At 71.6% G+C, this 23,106-nt stretch carries 21 protein-coding genes; 13 read left to right on the forward strand and 8 right to left on the reverse strand.

The genetic code is table 11. The features are described from left to right. Positions 1–31: 31 nt before the first annotated feature. Complete coding sequence (locus tag WME73_RS44165; protein WP_437742275.1) at positions 32–1,144, reverse strand: PhoH family protein; 1,113 nt, start codon at positions 1,142–1,144, stop codon at positions 32–34. 521 nt (positions 1,145–1,665) lie between these two features. On the opposite strand from WME73_RS44165, the gene WME73_RS44170 reads away from it, so the two are divergent. The 4 genes from WME73_RS44170 (at position 1,666) to WME73_RS44185 (ending at position 5,796) form a co-directional block, all read left to right on the forward strand. Further along, positions 1,666–3,117 carry a porin gene (locus WME73_RS44170; protein ID WP_437742276.1) on the forward strand — a complete coding sequence of 484 codons (1,452 nt, stop codon included), beginning with the start codon at positions 1,666–1,668 and terminating at the stop codon, positions 3,115–3,117. Positions 3,118–3,274: 157 nt separating this feature from the next. Continuing rightward, positions 3,275–4,558 carry a penicillin-binding transpeptidase domain-containing protein gene (locus WME73_RS44175; RefSeq protein ID WP_437913489.1) on the forward strand — a complete coding sequence of 428 codons (1,284 nt, stop codon included), beginning with the start codon at positions 3,275–3,277 and terminating at the stop codon, positions 4,556–4,558. Positions 4,559–5,039: 481 nt separating this feature from the next. Continuing rightward, on the forward strand, positions 5,040–5,291 hold the full coding sequence (locus WME73_RS44180; protein ID WP_129354294.1) for a hypothetical protein: 252 nt from the start codon (positions 5,040–5,042) through the stop codon (positions 5,289–5,291). A 325-nt stretch (positions 5,292–5,616) separates the two neighbouring features. After that, positions 5,617–5,796: a hypothetical protein gene (locus WME73_RS44185; protein ID WP_272102111.1), complete on the forward strand. Its 180-nt coding sequence runs from the start codon at positions 5,617–5,619 to the stop codon at positions 5,794–5,796. A gap of 166 nt (positions 5,797–5,962) precedes the next feature. Here the strand turns inward: WME73_RS44185 and WME73_RS44190 are convergent, their stop codons facing one another. The 4 genes from WME73_RS44190 to WME73_RS44205 form a co-directional block, all read right to left on the reverse strand. Next, positions 5,963–6,484 (reverse strand): hypothetical protein, encoded by a 522-nt coding sequence (locus tag WME73_RS44190; protein ID WP_437742278.1) that lies wholly within the window; start codon positions 6,482–6,484, stop codon positions 5,963–5,965. A gap of 59 nt (positions 6,485–6,543) precedes the next feature. Next, positions 6,544–9,594 carry a BamA/TamA family outer membrane protein gene (locus WME73_RS44195; protein WP_437913490.1) on the reverse strand — a complete coding sequence of 1,017 codons (3,051 nt, stop codon included), beginning with the start codon at positions 9,592–9,594 and terminating at the stop codon, positions 6,544–6,546. 24 nt (positions 9,595–9,618) lie between these two features. After that, a complete protein-coding gene (locus tag WME73_RS44200) occupies positions 9,619–10,731 on the reverse strand; it encodes a hypothetical protein (protein ID WP_437913491.1) in 1,113 nt (370 codons plus the stop codon). A gap of 124 nt (positions 10,732–10,855) precedes the next feature. Then, positions 10,856–11,704: a methionyl-tRNA formyltransferase gene (locus tag WME73_RS44205; protein WP_437913492.1), complete on the reverse strand. Its 849-nt coding sequence runs from the start codon at positions 11,702–11,704 to the stop codon at positions 10,856–10,858. Between the two features lie 104 nt (positions 11,705–11,808). Between WME73_RS44205 and WME73_RS44210 the strand changes: the two genes are divergently transcribed. The 9 genes from WME73_RS44210 (at position 11,809) to WME73_RS44250 (ending at position 18,583) form a co-directional block, all read left to right on the forward strand. Further along, complete coding sequence (locus WME73_RS44210) at positions 11,809–12,627, forward strand: cell division ATP-binding protein FtsE (protein ID WP_012240581.1); 819 nt, start codon at positions 11,809–11,811, stop codon at positions 12,625–12,627. Positions 12,628–12,668: 41 nt separating this feature from the next. Then, positions 12,669–13,562, forward strand: a complete 894-nt coding sequence (locus tag WME73_RS44215; protein WP_437913493.1) for a cell division protein FtsX — start codon at positions 12,669–12,671, stop codon at positions 13,560–13,562. Next, on the forward strand, positions 13,559–14,575 hold the full coding sequence (locus tag WME73_RS44220; RefSeq protein WP_437742283.1) for a murein hydrolase activator EnvC family protein: 1,017 nt from the start codon (positions 13,559–13,561) through the stop codon (positions 14,573–14,575). Before WME73_RS44215 ends, WME73_RS44220 begins: the two co-directional genes overlap by 4 nt. 70 nt (positions 14,576–14,645) lie before the next feature. After that, the gene (rph, locus tag WME73_RS44225) at positions 14,646–15,419 is read left to right on the forward strand and encodes a ribonuclease PH (RefSeq protein WP_437527822.1); all 774 of its coding nucleotides are present in this window, start codon (positions 14,646–14,648) and stop codon (positions 15,417–15,419) included. Further along, positions 15,416–16,039 (forward strand): RdgB/HAM1 family non-canonical purine NTP pyrophosphatase, encoded by a 624-nt coding sequence (gene rdgB, locus WME73_RS44230; RefSeq protein ID WP_437913494.1) that lies wholly within the window; start codon positions 15,416–15,418, stop codon positions 16,037–16,039. Before rph ends, rdgB begins: the two co-directional genes overlap by 4 nt. 125 nt (positions 16,040–16,164) lie before the next feature. After that, positions 16,165–16,533 carry an AtpZ/AtpI family protein gene (locus WME73_RS44235; RefSeq protein WP_437742285.1) on the forward strand — a complete coding sequence of 123 codons (369 nt, stop codon included), beginning with the start codon at positions 16,165–16,167 and terminating at the stop codon, positions 16,531–16,533. Next, positions 16,523–16,987: an ATP synthase subunit I gene (locus WME73_RS44240; protein ID WP_437742286.1), complete on the forward strand. Its 465-nt coding sequence runs from the start codon at positions 16,523–16,525 to the stop codon at positions 16,985–16,987. The genes WME73_RS44235 and WME73_RS44240 overlap by 11 nt, the downstream gene beginning before the upstream one ends. A gap of 200 nt (positions 16,988–17,187) precedes the next feature. Further along, positions 17,188–17,955 carry a F0F1 ATP synthase subunit A gene (atpB, locus tag WME73_RS44245; RefSeq protein ID WP_012240588.1) on the forward strand — a complete coding sequence of 256 codons (768 nt, stop codon included), beginning with the start codon at positions 17,188–17,190 and terminating at the stop codon, positions 17,953–17,955. Between the two features lie 289 nt (positions 17,956–18,244). Beyond that, complete coding sequence (locus WME73_RS44250; protein WP_012240589.1) at positions 18,245–18,583, forward strand: ATP synthase F0 subunit C; 339 nt, start codon at positions 18,245–18,247, stop codon at positions 18,581–18,583. 87 nt (positions 18,584–18,670) lie between these two features. On the opposite strand, the gene WME73_RS44255 is transcribed toward WME73_RS44250, so the two are convergent. The 3 genes from WME73_RS44255 to WME73_RS44265 form a co-directional block, all read right to left on the reverse strand. Then, complete coding sequence (locus WME73_RS44255; RefSeq protein WP_437742288.1) at positions 18,671–20,029, reverse strand: L,D-transpeptidase; 1,359 nt, start codon at positions 20,027–20,029, stop codon at positions 18,671–18,673. Between the two features lie 72 nt (positions 20,030–20,101). Next, on the reverse strand, positions 20,102–21,247 hold the full coding sequence (locus tag WME73_RS44260) for an FHA domain-containing protein (protein WP_437913495.1): 1,146 nt from the start codon (positions 21,245–21,247) through the stop codon (positions 20,102–20,104). Between the two features lie 118 nt (positions 21,248–21,365). After that, the gene (locus WME73_RS44265; protein ID WP_437742290.1) at positions 21,366–22,979 is read right to left on the reverse strand and encodes a hypothetical protein; all 1,614 of its coding nucleotides are present in this window, start codon (positions 22,977–22,979) and stop codon (positions 21,366–21,368) included. Positions 22,980–23,106: the final 127 nt, after the last annotated feature.

Here is a 23,106-nt window from a genome sequence, read left to right on the forward strand (position 1 = left end):
ACGCCGGCGTCTCGCCCGGCTGCGTCGCGCGTCAGCTCGCTGCGCCGGCTCCTCCCGGCTCGCCTGCTGGCGCGCGGCCCTGCGGCTCCTGCGGCGCAGCCCCGGCCTCTCCCGCTGCACTGCCGCGCGCGCCGCCGCGACCCGCCTCCGCCCGCCGCTCCTCGCGCTGGCGCGCCACCTCGGCGTCCCGTTGCTCGTACGCCACGATGATCCGCTGCACGAGCGGGTGGCGCACGACGTCGACCTCGGTGAACGAGCAGATCGCAATCCCGTCGATCCCCGCGAGCAGCTCGCGCGCCTCCGCGAGGCCGCTGCGCGCGCCGTGCGGGAGATCGACCTGCGTGACGTCGCCCGTCACCACGGCGCGGGAGGCGTAGCCGAGGCGGGTGAGGAACATGCGCATCTGGTCGCTCGTCGCGTTCTGCGCCTCGTCGAGGATGACGAAGCAATCGTTGAGCGTGCGGCCGCGCATGAAGGCCAGCGGCGCGACCTCGATCTGACCGCGCGTCACGAGGCCTTGCGCCTTGTCCGCATCCATCATGTCATGGAGCGCGTCGTAGAGCGGGCGCAGGTAAGGATTCACCTTCTCGGCGAGATCGCCGGGGAGGAAGCCGAGCCGCTCTCCCGCCTCGACGGCAGGACGGGTCAGGATGATCCGCTTCACGCGGCGCTCGAGCAGCGCGTGCACCGCCATGGCCATCGCGAGGTAGGTCTTGCCCGTCCCCGCCGGCCCGATGCCGAACGTCATGTCGTGCGATCGGATCGCCTGGATGTAGCGCTTCTGCGCCAGCCCCTTCGCCGAGATAGGCCGGCGGCGCGCCGAGATGAGGACGACGTCCTCGAACAGCTCCCGCAAGCTCATCCCCGGGTCGTCCCGGAGCGCCTGCACTCCGCGCACGTAGTCCTGGGGATCGAGGACCACGCCGCTCCTCAACATCTGCGCGGCCTCTGCCAGGCACCGCTCGGCGAGCGCGACCTTGTCGGCGTCCCCGGCGAGCCGGATCGTGTTGCCTCGAACGCCCGACTCGATGCCAAGAGTGCGCGCGATGAGCTTGAGATGCTCGTTCCCCGGCCCGGCGAGGGCCACCAAGGTGCTGTTGTCGAGCACCTCGACATCCGCCGTGATCCGCACGCTGGTCGTCATCCCGTGATCCTTCCCCGCCTCTGCCCCGGCGCTCCGTCGCCGGCACGTGCCGCCACTCCATGCGCAGGACCTTGACGCGGCTCACCTCTCGCTCGAATGTCGCGCTCGCTCGCCGTAGGGCCTACACAGAATCGTAACGTCCTGGTCATAATTTCGCGTCGCAGTGCATGCGAGATCCGGCGAGCGGGCGAGCCGCACACAGGGAGAACTGCATGAGGTTAGCTACATCGGCGCTGCTGGGCATGACTGTTACGCTGTCGGGCCTTTCGGCGCTAGCACAGCCTGGACCCCAGGGCCCAGCGCAACCTGCCCCGCCGCCGCCTCCGGCCGCTGCCCCGGCGGCTCCTGCCGGCGCGGTTCCGCCCGCTGCCGCTGCCGCTCCGACGCCCGCACCGCCGCCCGACGCGGCGCCGCCCGCAGAGCAGCTGCCGCCGCCCCCGCCCCCTGGAGCGGCACCGACCGCCGCGCCGCCGCCTCCTCCGCCTGCGCAGGTGTTCGCGCCGACCGCCGGTGCCGCCGTCGTGAAAGAAGAGCGGCAGCCGCTCGCCGGCTGGCACGGCGGCTTCTTCCTCCGGGACGCGAACGACACCTTCCGGCTCTACCCGAAGGGGAGGCTGAACTTCGACTTCGCCAGCAGCTTCGGCGCCGGCGTGTCGGACGTGTCGGCGGCGGGCGGTGGGAGCGCGCTCAAGCCGCGCCTCTTCATCCGCCGCGCGCGGCTCGAGGTGGCCGGCGAGTTCCTGAAGAGGTTTTCCTTCGATGTCGACGTCGACTTCGGCGGCCAGGGGCTCGCGAACGCCAACGGCCGGACCGAGAACGCCGCCGCTGCGGCCGGGCAAACGCCGACGGCCGAGAGCGCGCGCTTCGCGCCCGTCGAGAGCACCACCGCGAACGCCGTGCTCGCCGACGCCTGGATCAACTACTCGGTCATGCCCGCGCTCAACTTCCTGTTCGGGCAACACCAGGCGTTCTTCTCGATGGATAACCAGACGAGCGACAACAGCACGACGTTCATGGAGCGCAACATCGCGACCCGGAGCTTCGCCTACCCCGAGGGCAAGGACATCGGCCTGACGATCTGGGGCGACGTCGCCGACAGGATGGTCGTCTACGGCGTCAGCATGGTCGGCGGCGACGGGCAGAACCGGCCGGGCGTCGACAGCCAGTTCGATTTCATCGGCCGCGTGGTCGCGCGCCCGTTCGCCAGCGACAAGAAGGGGTTGCTCGCGAAGGCGCAGATCGGCGTCAGCGCGCGCTACGGCGACCGCGACCAGGAGTACGTGGGCTACGACTATGCGCCCATCAGGACGGCGCAGGGCTACACGCTCTGGGGCGCCGGCTACACGGACTCGCTGAAGCGCCCGATCCACGTCATCCCGTCGGCCTCGCAGGCCGCGATCGGCGGCGAGCTCCGGCTGCCCATCAAGATGGTCGAGCTCCGGGCCGAGGCGTACTACGTCGCGAACGAGACGCGCGAGGCGGTGGAGGGCTTTCAGCTCACCAACACCGAACGGCTCGGGCAGGTGAAGGGGCTCGGCTGGTACGTGCAGCTCTCGGCGTGGCCGGTCGGCGACGCCTTCGTCAGCGGCGATCCAGGGTTCAGCCCGCGCCCCACGAAGGTCGATCTGTCGAAGGAGCTCGAGAAGCCGAAGTCGGGGCTCGAGGTGGCGGCGCTCCTCGCGGGGATCAACGCGACGTACGACGGCGCGTCCCGCGGGGGTGCGTACGACGAGAAGACGCCGGGCGCCGAGGGGGGGCCGGGCACCGATCTCAACGTCATGCAGATCGGCCTCGCCGCGAACTACTGGTACACGAAAAACATACGGCTCGGCGTGAATTACAGCGCCTACCTGACGCCCGGCAGCGGCTCCAGCGAGAACCTCCTCCGGGTGCCCGGCAATACGGTGACGCCCGCCGATCCGGACGCGCATGCGCTGCACGAGCTCGGCGCCAGGCTCGGCATGTCGTTCTGACGCGCCCTCGCCCCGCCGCGGCCGGCGTCCCGGCCGCGCCCCCTCATCCTTTTGTCCTCCAACGATCCGCGGCGCGCCGGCAGCGCGGGAGCCCCGCCGGCGAGGTCGCGCGCCTCAATTTTGGCCCAGGACAGCGCGGCGGGGTACCCGTCGGGCCATGCGCGACATGCGTCAGTGGATCGCCGTCGGTGCAGCCGTGGGGCTCGTGGCCGTGACCCTCCCCATGCTGCGCGAGCACGACGTCCAGCTCGGGGGGCTGCTCGCCAAGAAGACGACCGCCGGGGGCCCGACGATCACGCGGACCGTGACGCCGCCGCCGCTCACGGACCTCGATCTGACGCGCATCGACGACCGGAGGACCCCGCCCACGGCGCCGGCGCACGGCGACCGTGTCGCGGAGCTGACCATCGACCCGATGTACCAGCGGGCGGCGCTCGGCTTCCTGCGGGCAGGCCAGGTCCCGGAGGGCGCGGTCGTCATGACCGATATCCGCACCGGGAAGGTGCTGGTCTGGGCGAGCTACGTGAACGAGGGGGCGATGCACGACGTCGCTGCAGAGGCCACCGCGCCGTCGGCGAGCGTCTTCAAGGTCGTGACCGGCACCGCCCTCGTCGAGGCGGGCCTGAGCCCGAATACCAAGCAGTGTTATTCGGGCGGCGAGCACTCGATCCGGCCGGCGGACATGGTCGACAACAAGCGCCGCGACAAGTACTGCGCGACGCTCGCGCAGGCGATGGGCCGGAGCATCAACACGGTGTTCGCGCGGCTCGCCGCGAAGAACCTCGACCGCGAGAAGCTCGGCGCCGTGGCCGAGAAGCTCGGCTGGGGTCAGGACACGCCGTTCGACGTGAAGGTCGCGACGAGCACGATCGCGCTCCCGGAAGACGATCTCGGCTTCGCGCGGACCGCGGCGGGCTTCTGGAACACGACGCTGTCGCCGTTCCAGGGGGCGAACCTGGCGACCACGCTCGCCAATGGCGGCGAGATGATCCGGCTCCACGTCGTGTCGAGCGTCAAGGACGAGATCGGCGACATCTACCAGGGCCCGAGCGAGCGCCAGGTGCTCAAGCGGGTGATGGACGAGAGCACGGCCAACGCGGTGACCGCGATGATGGAGGCGACGGTGGATAACGGCACGAGCTACCGTTCGTTCCATGATCGCAACGGCCGCCCCTACCTCCCGGATATCCGCGTCGCGGGCAAGACGGGGACGCTCACGAAGCCGACGCCCGAGGGGCCGTTCTACACCTGGTTCGTCGGGTTCGCGCCGAGCCGCAAGCCCGAGGTCGCCATCTCCGTGATGGTCGCCAACGGCGCGAAATGGCGGGTGAAGGCGACGAACGTCGCATGCGACATGCTCCGCACCTACTTCGCCGACAAGGGCGCGCCCGGCGTGAGCGATCGGAACAACCGGACAGGCGCGACGGCGCTCCGCCGCTGACGCGGGGCTGACGAGCCGCCGAGCCGCAGCGCGCCAGGCCGATCGCGGCGCCGCGCTGCGCAGATGCACCTGAACGCGGCACCGTGCCCCCGGCGAGGTTCCCTCGGCCGACGACGCCAGCGCATTGTCGGCCCGTCAGGGAGACCACCGCGCAACCTTCACGAGGCCTCCGTAAGGCCGAAATCGTTCGTCGTGATTTCCGCCCTCACCAGGATCCGGCGATGACGGTGCGTCACGGACCGGTGTGCCTGCCTGGTGGCCGACAGGTGTGCAGGCTCATCGTACACGCCGCGGCGGCGATCGATTCATGGAAACTTTCCGCCCGGGGGGCGACCCCTCCCGCCGGCTCGCCGTCCGCGGCGCGAAGGTCCGGACCGCTCCGATGCAGCCGGACACCCTGGGCCAGGGTGGGACCTAGTTGCGAGAGGTGCTGCTTGTGCAGCTTGTGCTCGGCCGAGATCCGCGTGCTAGCATCTCTGTTGTGCAGGTTGTGCTCCGCAAGCTCGGCCGGGGATCACGCGCAGTCGTTGGCCGGCTCGTCCGTGCACCACGGAAAGGCTCGGTCATCGTCATCGAGTTCTCCGACGGAATGCATGAATATGTCACGACGCCGGTCAAGCGCGTGTTGCGCCTCGCCGGGCGCGAAGTCTTCTACATAGAGACCGTGAACTCCAGGTACCGCCTCGAGGTGCGCGGCCGCGAAGTCGCGCTGGACGGCGCGGTCGGCGGCTGAGCCCTGCCAGGTGCGACCCAGGCGGTGCGGATTCTTCGGATCCTTCAGAACGAGCGCGCGCCTCTGATGTGACCACGCGCCTCTGACGTGACCGCGCGGGGAGGCGGAGGTCAACGCCTCACGGCGGCGCGATGCACTGCACACTCGTCTAGCACGAGAACTGCATCTCCGCGCGCATTGCCCCTTGCGCTTCCATTCGCTCTTGGGCACAGTCCCGCTCCCTTTGAGGGGCCCCGCGGTAGGCCATCCACCGGTGCAGGATGGGGCTCGCCTGGCGAGCTGTCGTCATGATGCCGCGCCCCCGACCGTGAGGAGATTGAAGCAGATGGGCAAGCGCGATCGCCGCCAGTCGATGAAGATGAGGCGCCGCAAGGCGCAGGCTGCCAAGAAGGAGCGCGCCAAGCGCAGCAAGCTGGCGAAGGCCCCGACGGAGGTCGCTGGCAAGGCCAAGAAGCCCCGCGCTCCCAAGAGCGCCGCTCCTGCGAGCCCTTCGCCGGCTGCTTGATGGGGCGCGAGGCGCGGTCGTTCGACCGCGCGCCGCGCACCACGCGCCACCCGTCGCATCGCCGCGCTGTTGCGATCCCGTCGCTCACCCAGGCCTCGCACGCCGGCGTTGTGCTCGGCCCGGCGCGCCCCCCGGCGCGCGGCCGCACACCTCGCAGCGGCGGCGCTCACTCGTCGCGAATCACTCGCGTGTGGAGGCTCAGGCCGGGCTGCCGACCCATGCCGGTCGCGCTCGCCGAATCGCCAGCCCCATTCTGCGTGGGCTGGGGCTCCTTGGGCGGGGGCTCGCCGAGGAGCCCAGTGTCGCCCTCCCTTCGCTCCTCGCCGATAAGCTCCCAATGGCCCCGTTCGTCGCGCCAGCGCTGCGCCACCCGGGTGCTGCGGACCGTGGCCTCGTCGTTCCGCAGCCAGAGGACGTCGAGGTAGACCTCGGCTTCCTCGCGCTGGGTCATCTCGAAGCCGCCGAACTCCACGTCGACGACCCGGAGGCGGGTGCCCCACCCGGCGTGACGATTCATGAAATCCTGGCGCGCGTTCGAGCCGACGCGCTCGAGCGCGACATCCATGCGGCCGAACCGGGCAGCCGTGTTCATCTCGAGCGCCGCTTCGGTGAGGCGCTGCGACGTGCTCGGGGCGATGCCGCAGCTGGCGAGGGGCAAGAGGCTCAGGGCGAGGAGGACGCGGCGCATGCCGAGCACCCTGGGCGAAGGGGTCGGCGCGGGCAAAATTTCCAGCAGGCGCGCGGCGCTCAGAACGAGTTCGTCGCGACGAAGTAGAACTGACCGCCGGGGATCGCGAGATCGCTCAGGCCATAGGCGTACCCGAAGCGCAGCTGCGAGGAGAGGACGTACCCGATGCTCAAGCTCAGCCACAGCTCGCCGCCGACCGAGGCGTGCAGCTGGGGCGAGTAGAGCAGGCTCTTCTGCGTGAAGAGGGCGAGGTCGTCCATCTCGAAGCGGTTGAATGCGCCGCCGTGGTCGAGGAAGAGGCTCGCGTCGATGCGGCGCAGGTAGATCGGCAGCGTCACGAGGCCGCGGTCAGGTTGCAGGACGGGCACGCGGTACTCGAACGTCTGCGAGAAATACGAGCGGCCGAACATCGCGCCCGGCGCGTAGCCACGGAGCGTGAACGCGCTATTCGTGACCCCGGTGAGCAATGTGTCGACGAGGGTGAGGTTCTCGAGATCGTACCCGCCCACGCCATAGCTGGCGCCCCGGGGGAAGTTGCCGCCAGACACCGCCCCGGCGACGCGAAACGCGAGGGTGTGATCGCCTGACCAGGGCATGGCGACGTAGGCGGTGAGGCCCGTCGAGAACGCGTAGGTCGTATAGCTGCTGCCCGTCTCCGGGCCGGCGTAATCGAGCCCAGCGCTCAGCGACACCCCGCGCGGCGCGCCGGCGGCGTCGAGCGAGCCCTCGGCGTTCGAGAATGCGTAGCCGAGGTGCGCGAGGTTCAGGGTGCCCCGCGGCGGGAGGATGGTCCGGGGCGCGTACGGGTCGAGCTTGTCGCCGATGGGGAGCTGCCCCTTGAACGCGGCGCTGCCGAACGACGCGCTCAGGGTATGCCGCGAGAACTCGCCGCGGATCGGATAGCTGATGCCCGCGGAGATCCCGATCGTTCGCTCGTCGTAGACGACGTTTCGGCCGTTGAGGCGGTAGCCGCCGCGCGGCGAGATGTTGTGGTACGCGCGGACGCCGAGGTCGACAGGCAGCCGGCCGTAGTTGTACCCGAGCAGGACGTTCGGGGCCGGCGCGTCCGGCTGCACGGTGAGCTCGCCGAAGATCGCGTGGCGACCGACGATGTCGGTGCCGGTCACGCTCACCGTGAGCGCGTTCGAGCCATAGCTCCCGGGCGCGTAGTCGAGCGTGATCGCGCGCGGCGCGAGCGTGGGAAGCGGGTTGTAAGGGACGCGCTCGAGCCGCACCGCCGAAGGCTCGGTGGCGGGATCGGGGCGATCGCCCGGGGGCGGCGGCGCCGGGAGGAAGCGCGCCGGATCGAGCGGCATGGCGAAGAGGTCGTGGCCCCGAGAGGTATATCCAACATAGACAAGCGTCTTGCCATCGGGGCTGATCGCCGGGTGCAAGGCGCCGAGTCTCACGTTCGTGACCTGGCGCAACGCGCCGGACGAGACGTCGTGGGCGTAGACGTTGTGGATGCCGGTGCGATCGGAGGTGAAATAGAGCGTCTCGCCGTCGGGCGACCAGACGGGGTTCATGTCGGTCGCGCGATCGCGGGTCACCTGTCGGAAGCTGCCGGTGGCGACGTCCACCACGCGGATGTCGCGATAGCCGCCCGCGGTCCAGACGCTGTACGCGAGGCGCTTGCCGTCGGGCGAGAACGACGGGGAGTAGGCCTGCTCGAAGCGGGCGCTCGGGACGAGATCGCGCCGCTCGGACAGGGCGCCATCCCTGGAGAGCCGCGCGATCTCCAGGTAGCGGGTGCCCTTGCTGTTGAGGGAGAAGGCGACGAGATCTCCGGTCGGGCTGACGTCCGGGGCCGAGGATCGGAGGCCGAGCGTCAACCGGCGCCGCCAGGGCTCGTCGCCGTCGGGCGCCGCCTCGCCGCGCGGGAGCAAGACCAGATCGTTTCGGTAGTAGTGGTTGCGCCACGGCAGGAGCGCCGTGAAGATCAGGTCACCTGCCGGCGTGAACGCCGGTCGCGAGGGCGCGTTGGTGCGCGCGACCAGCGCTTCGTGGCGCTCGCTCCCGGGCGCGGGCGCGGCGAGGGAGACGCGGTAGATACCGGGGCGCTCCCCGCCGTCGTCGCGGAAGTAGACGATCTCGTCTGCAGCGGTCCGGCGCGCGGCGGGCGGGACGAACCGCGGGTAGAGCACGGTGCGCCCGTGGTAGGTGAGCCGCGCGCCCTCGCGGAGCCCGCGCGCCTCGACGGCCGCCATCTGCTCTCTGTAGAGCCGGCGGAGGTGGTCCTTCCAGCCCTCGTACAGCTCGACGTAGGTCCTGCCGGTCACGCGGCGGATGGCGCGGTTGATCCCCCACGGGAGGAGCGACGCCCCGTAGTCGGCGGAGACGGCGCGCATCGTGTTGGGCCCGTAGACGTCGATGATCCAGCCCAGGAACCTCGATCCATAGAGATACCAGAGGTTCCCTTGAGGCCAGCGGAACGCGGAGCTCGAGATCTGATCGAGCCCCGCGATGTTGTTCTCGAGCACGTCGGCGCGCAGGTACATGTCGAACATGCTCGAGCGCATCCGGCCACCACTCGAGTGGTGGCTCTCGCTCACCACGGCGAGCCCCTCGATGATCCACCGCGGCTGCACCTGGTTCGGCGAGAACGTCTTGCCCACGATCGCGTTCAGGATCGCCGGGATCCCCGAGGTGTTATCGATGTGCGCGATGTGCGTGAACTCGTGCGTGAGGAGATCGAGGTACCAGTCGTCGTAGTCGCCGAGCGTCGACAGGTCGTCCGGACCGGATGCGAGGAGGTGGATCGAGTTGAAGGGGAGCGTGCCGGCCGACCCGTTCGCTATCTCGGAGTCGTCGGTGATCAGGATCTCCGTGCGGCCCTTCGGGGCGTAGCCGAGCGCATCCTCGACGCGCCCGTAGATCGTCTCGGCGAGCGAGGCGATGCGCGCCGCGATGGGCTCGAGGCCCTGCGGATGGTGCACGCGGAAGTGGGCGGTCTCGAACGTCCAGAAGGCGAGATCGGGGTCGCCCGTCGCCCGGGCCGGCCGCGGCGCGAGGAGCAGCAGCGCCGTGAGGGCGACGGCGGAGAGGACGGACGCTGCGCGGTGGAGCGGCCGGCTCGCTCGCGAGCCGGCGCGCGCGGGAGAAGAGTTCACCACGATCGAGGCGGCGTGGCGACCTCAGAGGTCGTCGTAGAAGAGCGGCTCCCTGTTGCGCGTGAACCGGGACACGAGCTGCCGGCCCTCCGCCGAGATCTGCGTGATCCGGGCGCCGAAGCCTGGCTCGGCCGAGTCCCTCGAGCCGCCTGCCTCGCGCGTCCACCGGACCGCGGCCTGCGCGGTGAACTCGTAGTTGCCAGGCAGGCGGACACGCAGGGTCACGACGGAGCCCGTCGGCGGGATCTTGTAGGTCGCGACGAAGATGCCCCCGTGCTCGATGACGTCGTTGCCTGCCAGTCCCTTGTAAAAATTCGACGGTGTCAGAGCGCCGAGCTCGACATCGACGACCGCCGCGTGCATGCGGTGGTCGACGGGCTGCGGCACGGCCTGGGGCGGCGGCGCGCCGCGTGGGTCCGCAACCGGGTGCGACGCGGCGGGGTAAGCGGGCGAGGCGGGCGCCGGCGCACGCCCCGGCTGCTGCGGCGAAGGGAGCGTGTGCTGGAGGGGCGCAGACACGGCCACCGCGGGCACAGGCGCGAACGGCGCGGGCGCGGCCACCGCTGCAGGTGCAGGCGCGAACGGCGCTGGCGCAGCCATCGCTGCAGGTGCAGGCACGAGCGGCGCTGGCGCGGGCACAGGCGCAACCGGCGCTGGCGCGGCCACCGCCACGGGCGCACGCGCTACGGGCGCTGGCGCGGCCGCCGCTACGGGCGCTGGCGCTACCGGCGCTGGCGCGGCCGCCGCTACGGGCGCTGGCGCTACCGGCGCTGGCGCGGCCGCCGCTACGGGCGCACGCGCCTGCGCGGAGGCGCCAGCGACCTGCGCCCTGCTCAGCGCGTTGACCTTGCTCAGCGAGGAGGCGACGTGCTCCATCAGCACGTCCACCACCGGATCAGCCGCGGTGATCCTCTGCAGACGGTTCAGGACGTCGCGCACATGGCCGAGCGCGATCTCGCTGCCGTCGAGGGCCTGACCCCCGGAGCGCTCGATGCGGTGCATGATGCCCATCGCCTGCGCTATCGGCTCGGCGAGCGCCTCGATCTCAGGCGACACCCCCCCGTTCGACTGGAGCGCATTGAGCGCCGCGGCGAGCAGTTCGCGGGCGCTTTTCGCAAGCTGCGCGGGTTCCGACATGAATCCTCCGAAGGGCGCATCCTACGCGGTCGCGCGCCCATAGGTTCAGGATTCGATGGCCGCGAGCCGGCCAGGCGACCCCGCCGGCGACGCGGCCGGCCGCCAAGCGCCCCCCTGCCGGCGGTCACCCGCGCGACGCCCCCGACGCCACGAGGGCCGCGAGCTCACCCACCGACGCCGGCTCTCCGTCGATCTCCCCCTCCAGCAGCGCGACGGCCGTGTCGCCGGTCCGCACCAGGACCATCCCGCCCTCGACCACCGCCTCGCCGGGCGCAAGCGCTTCGGGGAAGCTCGCCGCCGGCGCGGCCCGCAGGACGATGACGCAGGCGCCCTCGATCTCGGTCCACGCGCCCGGAGCCGGCGCGAGGGCGCGGACGTGCCGGAGGACGCGCTCCGTCGGCCAGGACCAGCAGATGGCGCACGCCTCGTCGTCCGGCGCAGGTGCCTGCGTCGCGAGCGCCGGATCCTGGGCGACACCCGCCACCTCCTCGCCGCGCGCGAACCGGTCGACCGTGCGCCGCAGGACCCGGAGGCTCGGCCGGTCGAGCGCCCGGGCGAGCTGCCACGCGGTCCACCCCGGATCGATGGGGAACCTCTCCTGTTCCAGGATGTCGCCGGTGTCGTACTCCGCCTCGATCCGGTGCGCCGTGACGCCGCTCTCGGCGTCTCCCGAGGCGATCGCCCAGTACGTGGGGTCCGGCCCGCGATGACGAGGGAGCAGCGAGGGGTGCACGCCGATCCCGCCGAGCCGCGCCGCCCTCACGAGCGACATCGGCAGGCGCGTGGTCCAGAACCAGCTCACCAGGAGATCGGGCGCGAGCGCCTCGATGCGCGACGCGAGCTCCGGGCGCTCGACGTCGGGACGCAGCAGGAGGCGCGAGCCGAAGAGCCGGCGGGCCCGGCGGAGCCCCACCGCGTCTGCGCGGCTGATCGCGGCGAGGGCGATGTCGTGACCGTCGCCGTGGAGCAGCAACGCCGCCAGCGGGAGGCCAAAAAAGGCGACCCGCAGAGGGCGCTCGCCCGAGCGTCGGCCGAAAAGTTTTCCGTGTGCGAGCAGGCTGATAGGTGAAGGCTCCGATGGCGGCGCCCCCTCTGCAAGGCTCATTTCGTCCGGCGCTCCGGCCCGGACACCGCTACGACGCGTCCGCCGCGCGCCGGCCGATCCTCGTCTTCGAGGACGTCTACAAGTCGTACCGCGCCGATCAGCCGGTGCTGCGCGGGATGTCGCTCTCGATCGAGCGCGGCGAGTTCGTGTTCATCACGGGCCCGAGCGGCTCGGGCAAGAGCACGCTCCTCCGCCTCGTGCACCGCACCGAGCGCGTCGACGATGGCCGGATCCTCTTCCTCGGCCGGGACATCGCGCGCCTGACCGACGCGTCGATCCCCGCGCTCCGGCGCAACATCGGCTTCGTCTTCCAGGATTTCAAGCTGGTCCCGAGCTGGACCGTGTTCGACAACGTGGCCATCACGCTGGAGGTGCTCGGCCTCCCGTCGCGCCTGCTCCGGACCCGGGTCGGCGAGGCGCTCGAGCGCGTCGGCCTGGCGGGGCGCGGCGGCGACCGAGCGCAGGTGCTGAGCGGCGGCGAGCAGCAGCGCGTCTCGATCGCGCGGGCGATCGTCGGAGAGCCGACGCTGATCCTCGCGGACGAGCCGACCGGCAACCTCGACCCGCAGCTCGCGATTGACCTGCTCGGCCTGTTCGAGGACATCCACGAGACCGGCACGACCGTCCTGTTCGCGACGCACGATCGGACGCTGCTCGACGTGCGCCCCCGGCGCGTGGTCGTGCTCGACGACGGGAAGGCGACCGACGTACCGCACGGCCTCGGGTCCGGCGGCGAGCTCGCGGACGGCGACGAGGACGAGATGGATAGCGGCGTGCGCGGCGCGGCGTAGCGCCGAGGGCTCCGCCTCACGAGACGGATAGAGGGAACCGGATGCAGACCAGCGAGCGTGACGATCGGCGGAGATGGCTTCGCACCTGGCGGGCAGGGAGGAGCGATTGGCGGCTGCAGGCGCTGTCGATCTTCTCGCTCGCGGTCGCGTTCGTCTGCCTCGCGTCGGCCCTCCTCGTGGTCACGAACCTCGTGGCGGTGCGCGATCGCTGGTCGCGCGCCGGCCGCGCCACGGTCTACCTGCGCGACAGCGCGACCGAGGCGCAGACCGCAGAGCTCACCCGCGCGCTCGAGGGCACCGAGGGCGTCAGGAAGGTGCGGCTCGTGACGAGCGCCGAGGCGCGCCGCGAGGTGGTGCACGACGACGGCGACAAGGCCCTCGCCGCGCTTCCGCCGAGCGCGTTCCCCGCGTCGCTCGAGGTCGGCTTCACCGAGGAGGTCTCCGACGAGGCGCTCGCCTCGATGACGGTGAAGCTGCGCGCCCTGCCGGCCGTGGACACGGTGGAGACGTACCAGCGCTGGACGGAGCGGCTGTCGTCCCTCCTCAGCGGCGGCGTCGCCGCGAGCGCGTGCCTCGCCGCGATCGTCCTCTGCGCCGTCGTGAGCGTCATCGGCTCGACGATGCGCCTGCTCTTGCATCGCCGGAAGATCGAGGTCGAGGTGCTGAAGCTGGTCGGCGCGACCGACGGCTTCGTGCGCCGGCCGTTCATCGTCGAGGGCGCCACGCAGGGCGCCGCGGGCGCGGCCGGCGCGCTGCTCATGCTGGGCGCCCTGTTCATGATAGTGCGCGGCCGCTTCGATCACGAGCTCGCCAACCTGCTCGGCGTCTCGCCGTCGTTCCTGCCGTGGGAGGTCGCGTTCGGGATGGTCACCCTCGGGGCCGCGCTCGGCGCCACGACCGCGCTGCTCACGCTGCGCAAGATGGTGGCCGTGTGAGGCGCCGCATCCGGCTCGCGCCGCTCGCGCTGGCGCTCCTCACCGGCGCCGCGACGAGCGGCGCCGAGGTGCCTGCGCCGGGCGCCCCGGCGCCCACGTCCGCCTGGGCGGCCAGGGCCCCGGCCCCGGCGGCGCGCCCGGGCTCCGCGCTGGCCGAGAACGATCTCGATCGCCTGCTCGCGAAGCTCGACGCCGAGGAGAAGGCGCTGCGCGCGGAGCTCGACACGATCGGCCCCGCGCTGGAGCTCACCCGCCGCCGGATGATCGCGCGCGGGCGCGCGTACTACCGCCACGTCCGCGCCGGCTTCCTCCCGGTGGGCGGCGGGTTCGACGCGCTGGTGGACCACGCCGCCCGCGTGGAGCGCACCCGGCTCGCCCTCGAGCGCGACCTCGCCCGCGAGGCGGAGCTGACCCGGCGCAGCGCCGAGCTCGCGGACCGGCTCACGCACCTCGGAGCGGAGCGCGCGCCCCTCGAGGTGCACCGCGAGGCGATGAACCGCGCCCGGGTCGCGCTGGCCCAGGAGGAGGAGCGCCGCGCCGCGTTCTCGCGCGCGTTCGAGACGAGCGTGCGCCCCGACTACCTCGCGATCTACGGCGCGGACACCGGGCCCGCCGAGCTCGATCGCCGCGCCGGCTTCCGCTCGCTCATGGGGCGGCTCCCCTTCCCGATCGCCGGCCGCGCGGAGGTGCGCAAGGTGTCGCGCCGCGGCGCCGGCGGCCCTGGCGTCGAGCTCACCGCGCTGGACGGCGCGCCGGTCCGCAGCGTGGCCGCGGGGCGGGTGGCCTTCGCCGACACCTACGCGGACTACGGGCTCACCGTGATCGTCGATCACGGCGAGCGGCTCTACTCGGTGTACGCGAACCTCGGCGCCGCGGACGTGCGCGCCGGCGATCAGCTCCCGGGCGGGGCGCGGGTGGGCACGGTCGCGAGCGGACCGAACGGCGCGAACCTCTACTTCGAGCTGAGGCGCGGCGCCGAGGTGATCGATCCGGGTCCCTGGTTCGGGATGTAGCGGCGCGAGGCCGCCGCGCGCCGCCGCGAGGCGAGCCCGCGCGACGCGCGAAGTGTGCTAAGGCGGCCCCGTGAATCGCCCTGACGGCCGCGCCCTCGATGTCCACCGCCCCGTGGAGATGATCCTCGGGTTCCACCGCAACGCAGAGGGATCCGTCCTCTACCGCGCCGGGAGGACGGTCGTGCTCTGCACGGCGTCGGTCGAGCCCACCGTGCCCGCCTGGATGATGGGCAAGGGCGCGGGCTGGCTCACGGCCGAGTACCAGATGCACCCGCGATCGAGCCCAGCCCGCAGGGAGCCGCGCGACGGGCGGGGCAAGGCCCCGAGCGGGCGCACGCAGGAGATCCAGCGGCTCATCGGCCGCGCGCTCCGGGCGGCGATCGATCTCAAGCAGCTCGGCGAGCAGACGATCGCGATCGACTGCGACGTCCTCGAGGCGGACGGGGGCACGAGGACCGCGTCGATCACCGCCGGCTTCGTGGCGCTCGCGCTGGCGCTCGACCGGATGCGCGCGGCCGGATCGCTCGAGGCGCCGGTGCTCCGCGATCAGGTGGCGGCGATCAGCGTGGGCCACCTCCCGGGCGGGCTCGCGCTCGACCTCGTCTACACCGAGGACAGCTCGGCGCGCGTCGACATGAACGTCGTGGCGACGGCGGTCGGCTCGATCGTCGAGGTCCAGGCGACGGCCGAGGACGAGGCCATCCCCCGGGCGGAGCTCGATCGCATGACCGACCTCGCGCTCGCGGGCGTGGCGTCGCTCGCGAGCGCGCAGCACCGGGCGCTGTCGAGCGCCGGCGTCGACCTCTCCGCGCTCTTCCAGACGGATCGCTGGAGGGTCGCGTGAGCCGAGAGCCGCTGCGCCTGCTCGCCGCGACCTCCAACCGAGGAAAGCTCGTGGAGCTGCGCTCGTTGCTCTCCGACCTCCCGATCGAGGTGCTCTCGCTGGCGGATGTGCTGCCGGGCGCGCCGCCGGTGGTCGAGGACGGCGCGACGTTCCTGGACAACGCGCTCCTCAAGGTGCGCGCCGGGGCGCTCCGGTCGGCGATGGTGACGCTCGCCGAGGACTCGGGGCTCGAGGTGGACGCGCTCGGCGGACGACCGGGCGTCCGGTCCGCCCGCTTCGCGAGGGAGGGCGCGACCGACGCGGAGAACAACGAGGCCCTGCTCGCGGCGCTCGCGGACGTCGCGGACGACCGGCGCCAGGCGCGCTTCCGTTGCGTGATGGTGCTGCTCGATCCGCGGTCCGAGGCGCAGCCCATCGTGACCGAAGGGCGCTGCGAGGGGTGGATCGGCAGGCAGCCCGGGGGCGCGGGCGGCTTCGGATATGATCCGCTGTTCGTCGTGGAGGGCTACGGACGGACGATGGCCGAGCTCGGCGAGGCCGAGAAGAACCTCGTGAGCCACCGCGGCAAGGCCGCGCGGGAGATGCGTTCCTCGCTCGAGGCGCTGGTCGCGCGACGGTAGGACGACAGGCGGTGCGCGGTGGGTGCCGATCGAGCGGCGACGCCGGACGGCGGTTGACCCCGTCCGGGACCGCTTGTAATCGCGACCGGAGGCACCCACGTACTGCCCGGTGATCGGATCCCCTGATGAAGCAGGACTGGAAGGCCGTCGGAAGCTACGGGACCGTCGGTCTCGAGGTGGTGCTGTGCATCCTGGTCGGCCTGTTCATCGGCCGCTGGCTCGACGGGAAGCTCGGGACCGATCCGTACCTCTCGGTGCTCTGGTTCTTCTTCGGGCTCGGCGCCGCCGGCAAGGCGGTCTTCCGGGCGTGGAAGGAAATGCAGGCCGTGGCCGAGCGCGAGGAGCGCGAGCAGGGGAACCCTGCGCCGAGGTTCGACGACCGGAAGGCGCGGCAGGACGAGCGCGCGCCGGACGACGACCGCCGGACAGACTCGAGCGACGAGGTCCGCGATCCCGACGGGCTGCAGGACGCGAAGGGGAACGATGAGCGCTGAGCGAAGGCCGGGGGCGCCCGGCAGCGATCCGCCGCACGAGGAGCCCGACGCGGAGGAGCGGCCCGGCGTCGGGGACGCCACCATGCGGTCTGTGCTCCGCTGGGTCGCCGGCACGGCCGCGGTCCTGTCGGTGGCCGCGCTGCTCGCATACGGCGCGCGCGCGGCGCTCGGCGTGTGCATCGGAGGCGCCATCGCGACGGTGAACCTGTACGTCTTCGCGCGCATCGTCGACGCGTTCCTCTCGCGCCGGGGCCACACGGTGTCGTGGACGCTGATCGCGATGATCAAGCTGCTCGGCCTGATGGGCGGGGTGTGGCTCCTCCTGAAGAGCGACGTGGTCTCGGGCGTCGCCTTGATGGTCGGCTACGCCTCGCTCGTCGTCGGCATCACCCTGGGGACGCTGTTCGGACCGAAGCCCCCGGCGGACGGAAGCCCGCCGGGCGCTCACGGCTGAGCTCCTGCCGGAACCGGCCTCCGGGAGCGACCCGCGCGGCGTGAGGAGACTTGGAGCGCTGCAGGGTGCCCACCGTAAACGAGTTGTGGTAGAGGCGAGGCCCCTCGATCGAGGGCGAACTCCCACAAGGCGCGCCAGCGCTCGCGGCCGTGCCGGCACTGCCGCGCGGCTGCCGGCGCGGCGCATCGACGACGAAAGCCATGCCTGAGCACACAGGGTTCCTCACGTACCTCCTGGCGCAGCTCCCCGGACTCCGGGAGAACGCTCGCAACATCGGCAAGACGTTCATCGGTCACCACACCGTGGACTACCGCGGGACCGAGCCGATCTTCATGAGCCTTCTGATCATGGTGCTGTTCGTGCTCCTCGCCAGCGAGGTCCGCGGCCAGTACCGGCGCCTGAACGAGTCCGTGATCCCGGAGGACAAGCTCACGCTGCGCACGTTCTTCGAGGCGTTCTTCGGTTACTTCTACGGGATGGCCCGGGACGTGATGGGGCCCGCGAACGCGAAGCGGTACTTCCCGCTCATCGGGGGCTCGGCCGCGTTCATCTTCTTCTCGAACGCGTCGGCGCTCATCCCGGGAGTGAACCCGCCGACCTCGAACCTGAACATCACGATCGGGTGCGCGGTCGTGGTGTTCGTCCTGTTCAATTACTACGGGCTGAAGGAGAACGGCTGGAGCTACGTCGCTCACCTCGCCGGGCCGAAGTGGTACCTGGCGCCGCTCATCTTCCCCATCGAGGTCATCTCCACCTGCGTCCGCCCGGTCACGCTCTCGATCCGGCTCATGCTCAACATCGGCGTCGATCACCTCGTGGCGAGCATCTTCCTGGGGCTCGTCGCGCTGTTCGTCCCGGTGCCCCTGATGTTCCTGGCGATCATCGTCATCGTCGTGCAGACGCTGGTGTTTTGCCTGCTGAGCTGCATCTACATCGGGCTCGCGACCGAGAAGGCAGACCACCACTGACCGCTTCGCCTGACCGCCTGGTCAGCCGCCCACCGGCGCCGCGGAGAATGGCGCTGGAGGTGAAGAGAAGGCTAGCCAGCCCTCGAAAATCGGATTAGAGGGGCCCCGCTGTCGATGGGTTGCCCCACAACGGTGGTGGATCGCGGAAGCGCGGCCCCTGCCGAGCAGTAGCAGAGGTCCCTGGAGCGATCCCCGGATCTCGATGGGGGACCGCCCCGCGGCCCCCGACCCAGGCAGATGTTTCGCATGCAGCCCCGCGGGCTGTGTGGCTTGAAAGGAGCAGATTCGGATGTCGCTGAAGAGCAAGCTGTCGCTGTCCGCCGTTGTCGGCACTGCGCTGGTACTGGTTCCCGCTATGGCGCTGGCGCAGGATGGCGCGGCGTCGAACAAGTACGACGCGAACTCGTGGCTCGCCGTCGCTGCCGGATTCGCGATCGGCATCGCTGCCCTCGGCGGCACCATGGGCCAGGGGCGCGCGGCAGCCGCCGCCCTGGAGGGCATCTCCCGGAACCCGGGCGCCGCTGCCCGGATCCAGACCCCGATGATCCTCGGCCTGGCGCTCATCGAGTCGCTCGTGCTCCTCTCCTGGGTCATCGCGTTCTTCCTCCAGGGCAAGATCGCCCCCTGAGCCAGCGCTCGCCGCGCCTACCGGGCCCGGCTCCGCTGCTCCTTCCCGCCCCCTCCCTGCTATCCCCGACGGGCCTCGCGCCTGCCGCTACCTCACGCGCACGACGGTGCCCGGCTCGTGCGCCGTCGGGAGGACGGCCGTCCAGCCGGCGGGGAGCCGGGGCGACGTCCACCAGAACAGCCGCTGCGCGTCGAGCGGAGCCAGGTTCACGCAGCCATGGCTCCGCACCTGACCGAACGAGCGATGCCAGAACGCGCCGTGCAGCCCGATCCCCTTCGAGAAGTACTGGACGTAGGGGACGTCCTCCATCCGGTAGTACCGCTCGGCGGCCTCGTCCTCGAGGTTGTCCATGTCCGAGGTGAGCAGCTTGGCCCAGATCCGGAAGGTGCCGGCGGGCGTGGCGCGCTGCGACCCGGGCGCGCCCTTGCCGGTCGAGACGAGCGTCGCGAACACGGGGCGAGGCCCTTCGTAGGCCACGAGCGTCTGCGTCGAGCGCTCGACGTCGATCCAGCGCTCACCCGCCTCGACGTCGACCTCGGGCGGCGGCGCCACCGAGGGGCGCCGGAGATCGCGGGTCGAGATCCACGCCGCGACGTCGCCCTCCGCGATGCGCGCGAGCTTCCCCGAGGCGCCCTGCGCCTCCTCCAGGTAGGGGACCACCTCGAACCGCACCTTGCTCTCCTCGGTCCGCGTGAAGCCCGCCCCCGTCCGCGTGTAGAGCGGAGCCCGCTCCGACACGACCCACGCGGTCGCGATCTGCGCGGCGCCCGGCGCGACGTCCACCCCGTGGAACGCGAACGCGCGCACTGGACCGAGATCTCGCATCGGCAACCAGAAGCCGCTGTTCGTGCGGCCGTACCGGGCGCCTCCCTCGATCCGCTCCTCGACGATCGCCACCGCGAAGCCAGGCTCGAGCTGCGCGTCCGGCGCGTCGATGTCGGCCGCCTCGGCCCGCCGATAGCCGAAGGTCCCGTCGGGGCCGACGAAGTAGTAGCGGTAAGGGAGCCCATCGGGCATCTCGCGCCACGTCCGCACCAGCGGGCTGATCGGACCCGCGGCGGAGAGCTCGACGGCGTCGTCGCAGACCCAGGCCGCGGCGCCCACCTCGAGCCAGCGCCCGAGGCATCCGCCGGCGCGCCTGGCCGCAAAGAGGGGCAGCTGCACGTTGCGATCGACGGAGCCGCGCCGGCGCGCGCCCTCGCCGGGGGCGTCGAACAGCGGCTGGTCGCGCTTGAGCACGCGCGCGCTCCTGACCCACGCCGGCAGCGGCGTGTCGCCCGCGGAGACCCACGGCGGCAGCTGCGAAGCGAGGACCGCTCCGCCCCAGATCGCCACGCCTAAACCGACCGCCGCGGCGCCGCCGCGCAGCGCGCCGCGGCGCGCTCGTCGCAGCGCGCCGCGCCGCCGTTCCTGCGAGCCGGCCTCGGCGCCTCCACGCTTCGTCATCCTGCGGCGAGATCCTAAGCCCTCGCCCGCGCTCCAGCCAAACTCCCGCCTGCGCGCCCGCGGTCGGCGGGTTCAGCGGTAGGAGAAGCGCACTTCGTGATCGCAGATCCGGAAGAGATCGCCCTCGACGATGGCCTTCCGGGCGATGCGCTGGCCGTTGTACTCGACGCCGTTCGTCGAGCCCATGTCGACCATGTAGTACTGGCCGTTCAGGAACTCGACCATGGCGTGCTGGCGCGACACGTTCGGGTCCTTGATCGTCAGGTCGCTCGACTGCTTGCCGCGCCCGATGATGAACCGATCCTTGTTCACCACGAACCGCTGCCCCGCGTAGAACGCGGCGAGCGTCGGGCCGACGGGGACCTGATTCGGCATCCCCATGGCCATCGGCGGCGGACCCGGCACGCTGCTGGAGGCCTGCGGCGGAGCGACATACGGCGGCGGCGACAGCGGGGGCGCGAGGGGCGGCGCCACCGGCGGTCCCATCGGCGAGGCGTAACCGGCGGCGTTGCTCAGCGGCGGCGGCGGCCCCGAGCGGCTCACCGAGGCGCCCGGGAGGCTCTGGCGCCCGCCGGGGTTCGTGGCCTGCGACGGGAGCGGCGGCGGCGCGCCGAGGCGCGTCACGCTGGTCGGCGGAGGCGGCGGGCCGCCGACGCGACCCGGGACGGGCGGCGGCACGGGCAGGCTGGGCCGCTTGCCGCCCGCGTTGCTGCTGCCGGGGGGCGGCGGGGGCGGCGGCGGCGCGCCCGGACGGACCTGCCCCGGAGGCGGAGGAGGCGGCGTGATCGCCGGGATCGGCGTCGGCCCTGGCCCGACGGGCGCCACGCCGTACTGCGGCGACGGCGCGCCATACGCAGGCGCCGAGGCGCCGTAGGGCATCCCGGCTGCCGGCTGCTGCTGCAAGCCTCCCAGGGGCGGCGCCGAGCCGGACGTCGCCAGCCCGGGCGGCTGGGGCGTCGCGAGGGGAGGTGGCGCGCTGGCCTGATGAGCGTGCGGGACCGCCATGTGCCCGGAGGGGGGCACCGCGTCGCCCCTGGCGGGCGGCGGGAACGGCGTGCGCGGGCTGTAGCTTCGCTGCCGCGCGTACTGCTTCATCGACTCATTGATGAGGTAGTCGATGGAGCACTCGAGCTCGCGCGCCATCTGCTCGAACGTCTCCCAAAGGACATCGCGACACTGGAACGTCCGTGCGCTTTTCTTGTTCGGATCCGCGCTCATCTCTACCCAACGATAATGGAGGATGAATTGCGCTGGGAAGCCTCCTCCCGGCCTCTTCCCTGCAAGCAGCTGACGGCTCTGGGCCGCGCGTGACGCGCGCGGCGGACGAAGAAGCGCGTCACTTCTTCTCGCCCTTCTCGAGCTCCGGCTTCCTGTCCTGCATGGCCGGCTCGATGCAGTACTGAACGAACTCGCCGACGGTCTTCACGTCCCTGAGCTCGCGCTCGGTCGATCCCTCTTTCTGCACCTCGCACGCCCACTTGCAGTCCGGGTCGGCCTCGCAGACCGGCACGCGCGTGGTGTCGCCCTCGAGCGGCTTGACCGCCGGGAGATCGGCCGCCGTGCCGAACGTGAAGTAGTAGGCGATCGCGCTCGTCCGCACCGCCGCCGGCCCCGCGGTGAAGTGCTTCTTCAGCGCCTCGACGGGCGAGCCCTCCTTCAGGTCGCCGAGCGCGGCGCCGTACGTGAGCGCCTCCGGCATGGCGAACCCCTTGCTGTCCTTGCCGTCGGGGAGCCTGCTCATGAACTCGTCGATGTGCTTCGCCGTCGACATCTTCAGGATGGTCGCGGCGGCGGCGCGGCGGATCTTCCACTTGTCGGTCTTGAAGAGGCCGTAGAGCTTCTCGACGACGAGCTCGCGCGGCATCTCGCCGACGCGGCGGAAGGCCTGGTCGAGCACCGCGTCGGGCGCGTCCGCGGTCGCGATCTCGAGGATGCGCTGGATGTCGCTCGGGTTGTTGCGATCGAGCCGGCCTTCGAGCGCGGCGAGGGCGGCCTGGCGGCGCTTCTCCGGCTGCTCCTTGTTCGCCGCGAACCCGAGGAGGAAATCCACCGACGGCCGGCCGCCGAGCTTCTTCATCGACCCGAAGACCCGGAACAGCTCCTCCTCCTGGTACTGCGCGAGCTGCGCCTCGAACTGCTTCTCGGTCGGCGCGAGCTTCGACGCGGCGTTCGCCGCCTGGAGCTCGGGCTTCTTGACGGCGGTCCACTCGCCGGAGGTGACGAACCTGGCGATGGCGACCAGGTTCGCCGAGGCGGCCTCCTTCGTCGGCGGGTCGCCGTACTCGGCCACGAGCGACGCCAGCTGGTCGAGCCGCTTCGCCTCGCGGGTCATCAGCTTCGGCAGGCCGGCCACCGCGGCGGGGCCGATGAAGCGCAGGAGCTGCTCCATCCCGTAGGCCTGCGAGCGGTCCTCGAGCCGGTGCTCGAAGTCCGCCATCGCCCAGTCGATGAGGGCGGCCTTGAGCCCCTCCTTCAGCCCCTCGTCCGCGATGATCACGGTCCGATCCGACGTGAGCATGGCGTACGCCGCGTCCTTGTAAGGGAACGACGTGTCCTGCGGGAGCGGCTGCCCTGGCTGCGCGACGGGCGGCGGCTTCCTCAGCTCGGCGATGATCGACGGCACGAGCGCCGCCACGATGGATTGCCGGGCCTCCGGCGCCATGGTCGCGAGGGTCTCGACCATGATGCCGATGCCCACGCGCCGGCCCTGCCGCGGCTTCATGCGGATGAGCGAGGTGGCCGCCTCGACGCGGAGCGAGCTGTCGTACTTATCGTGAAACAGCACCGCCCTGAGCTTGTCCGGGCCGTGCGCCGTGGTCTCCCACCGGTGGATGTCGTTCTCGTTGACGCGGCACCCGCTCGTCGCGAGCCCTGCGCCCGCGGTCGCGAGGCACAGCAAAAGAAGGCCCGCAGCGCCGACGCGCCGCCCTGCTCGTTCGACAGTTTCCATGCACGTCCCAGGAGGGTCGGGATGGTACCGCCCGCAGCGCTCTGTTTGAAAGAATTTCAAGGCCGGGATAGAGAGGAGCCTTTTCAAAGTCTGCGCGAAATCTGGCCAGAACTCCAGCGCGCCGTCG

The sequence above is a fragment of the Sorangium sp. So ce302 genome (assembly GCF_051530145.1).
Classification (GTDB): Bacteria; Myxococcota_A; Polyangia; order Polyangiales; family Polyangiaceae; genus Sorangium; species Sorangium cellulosum_B.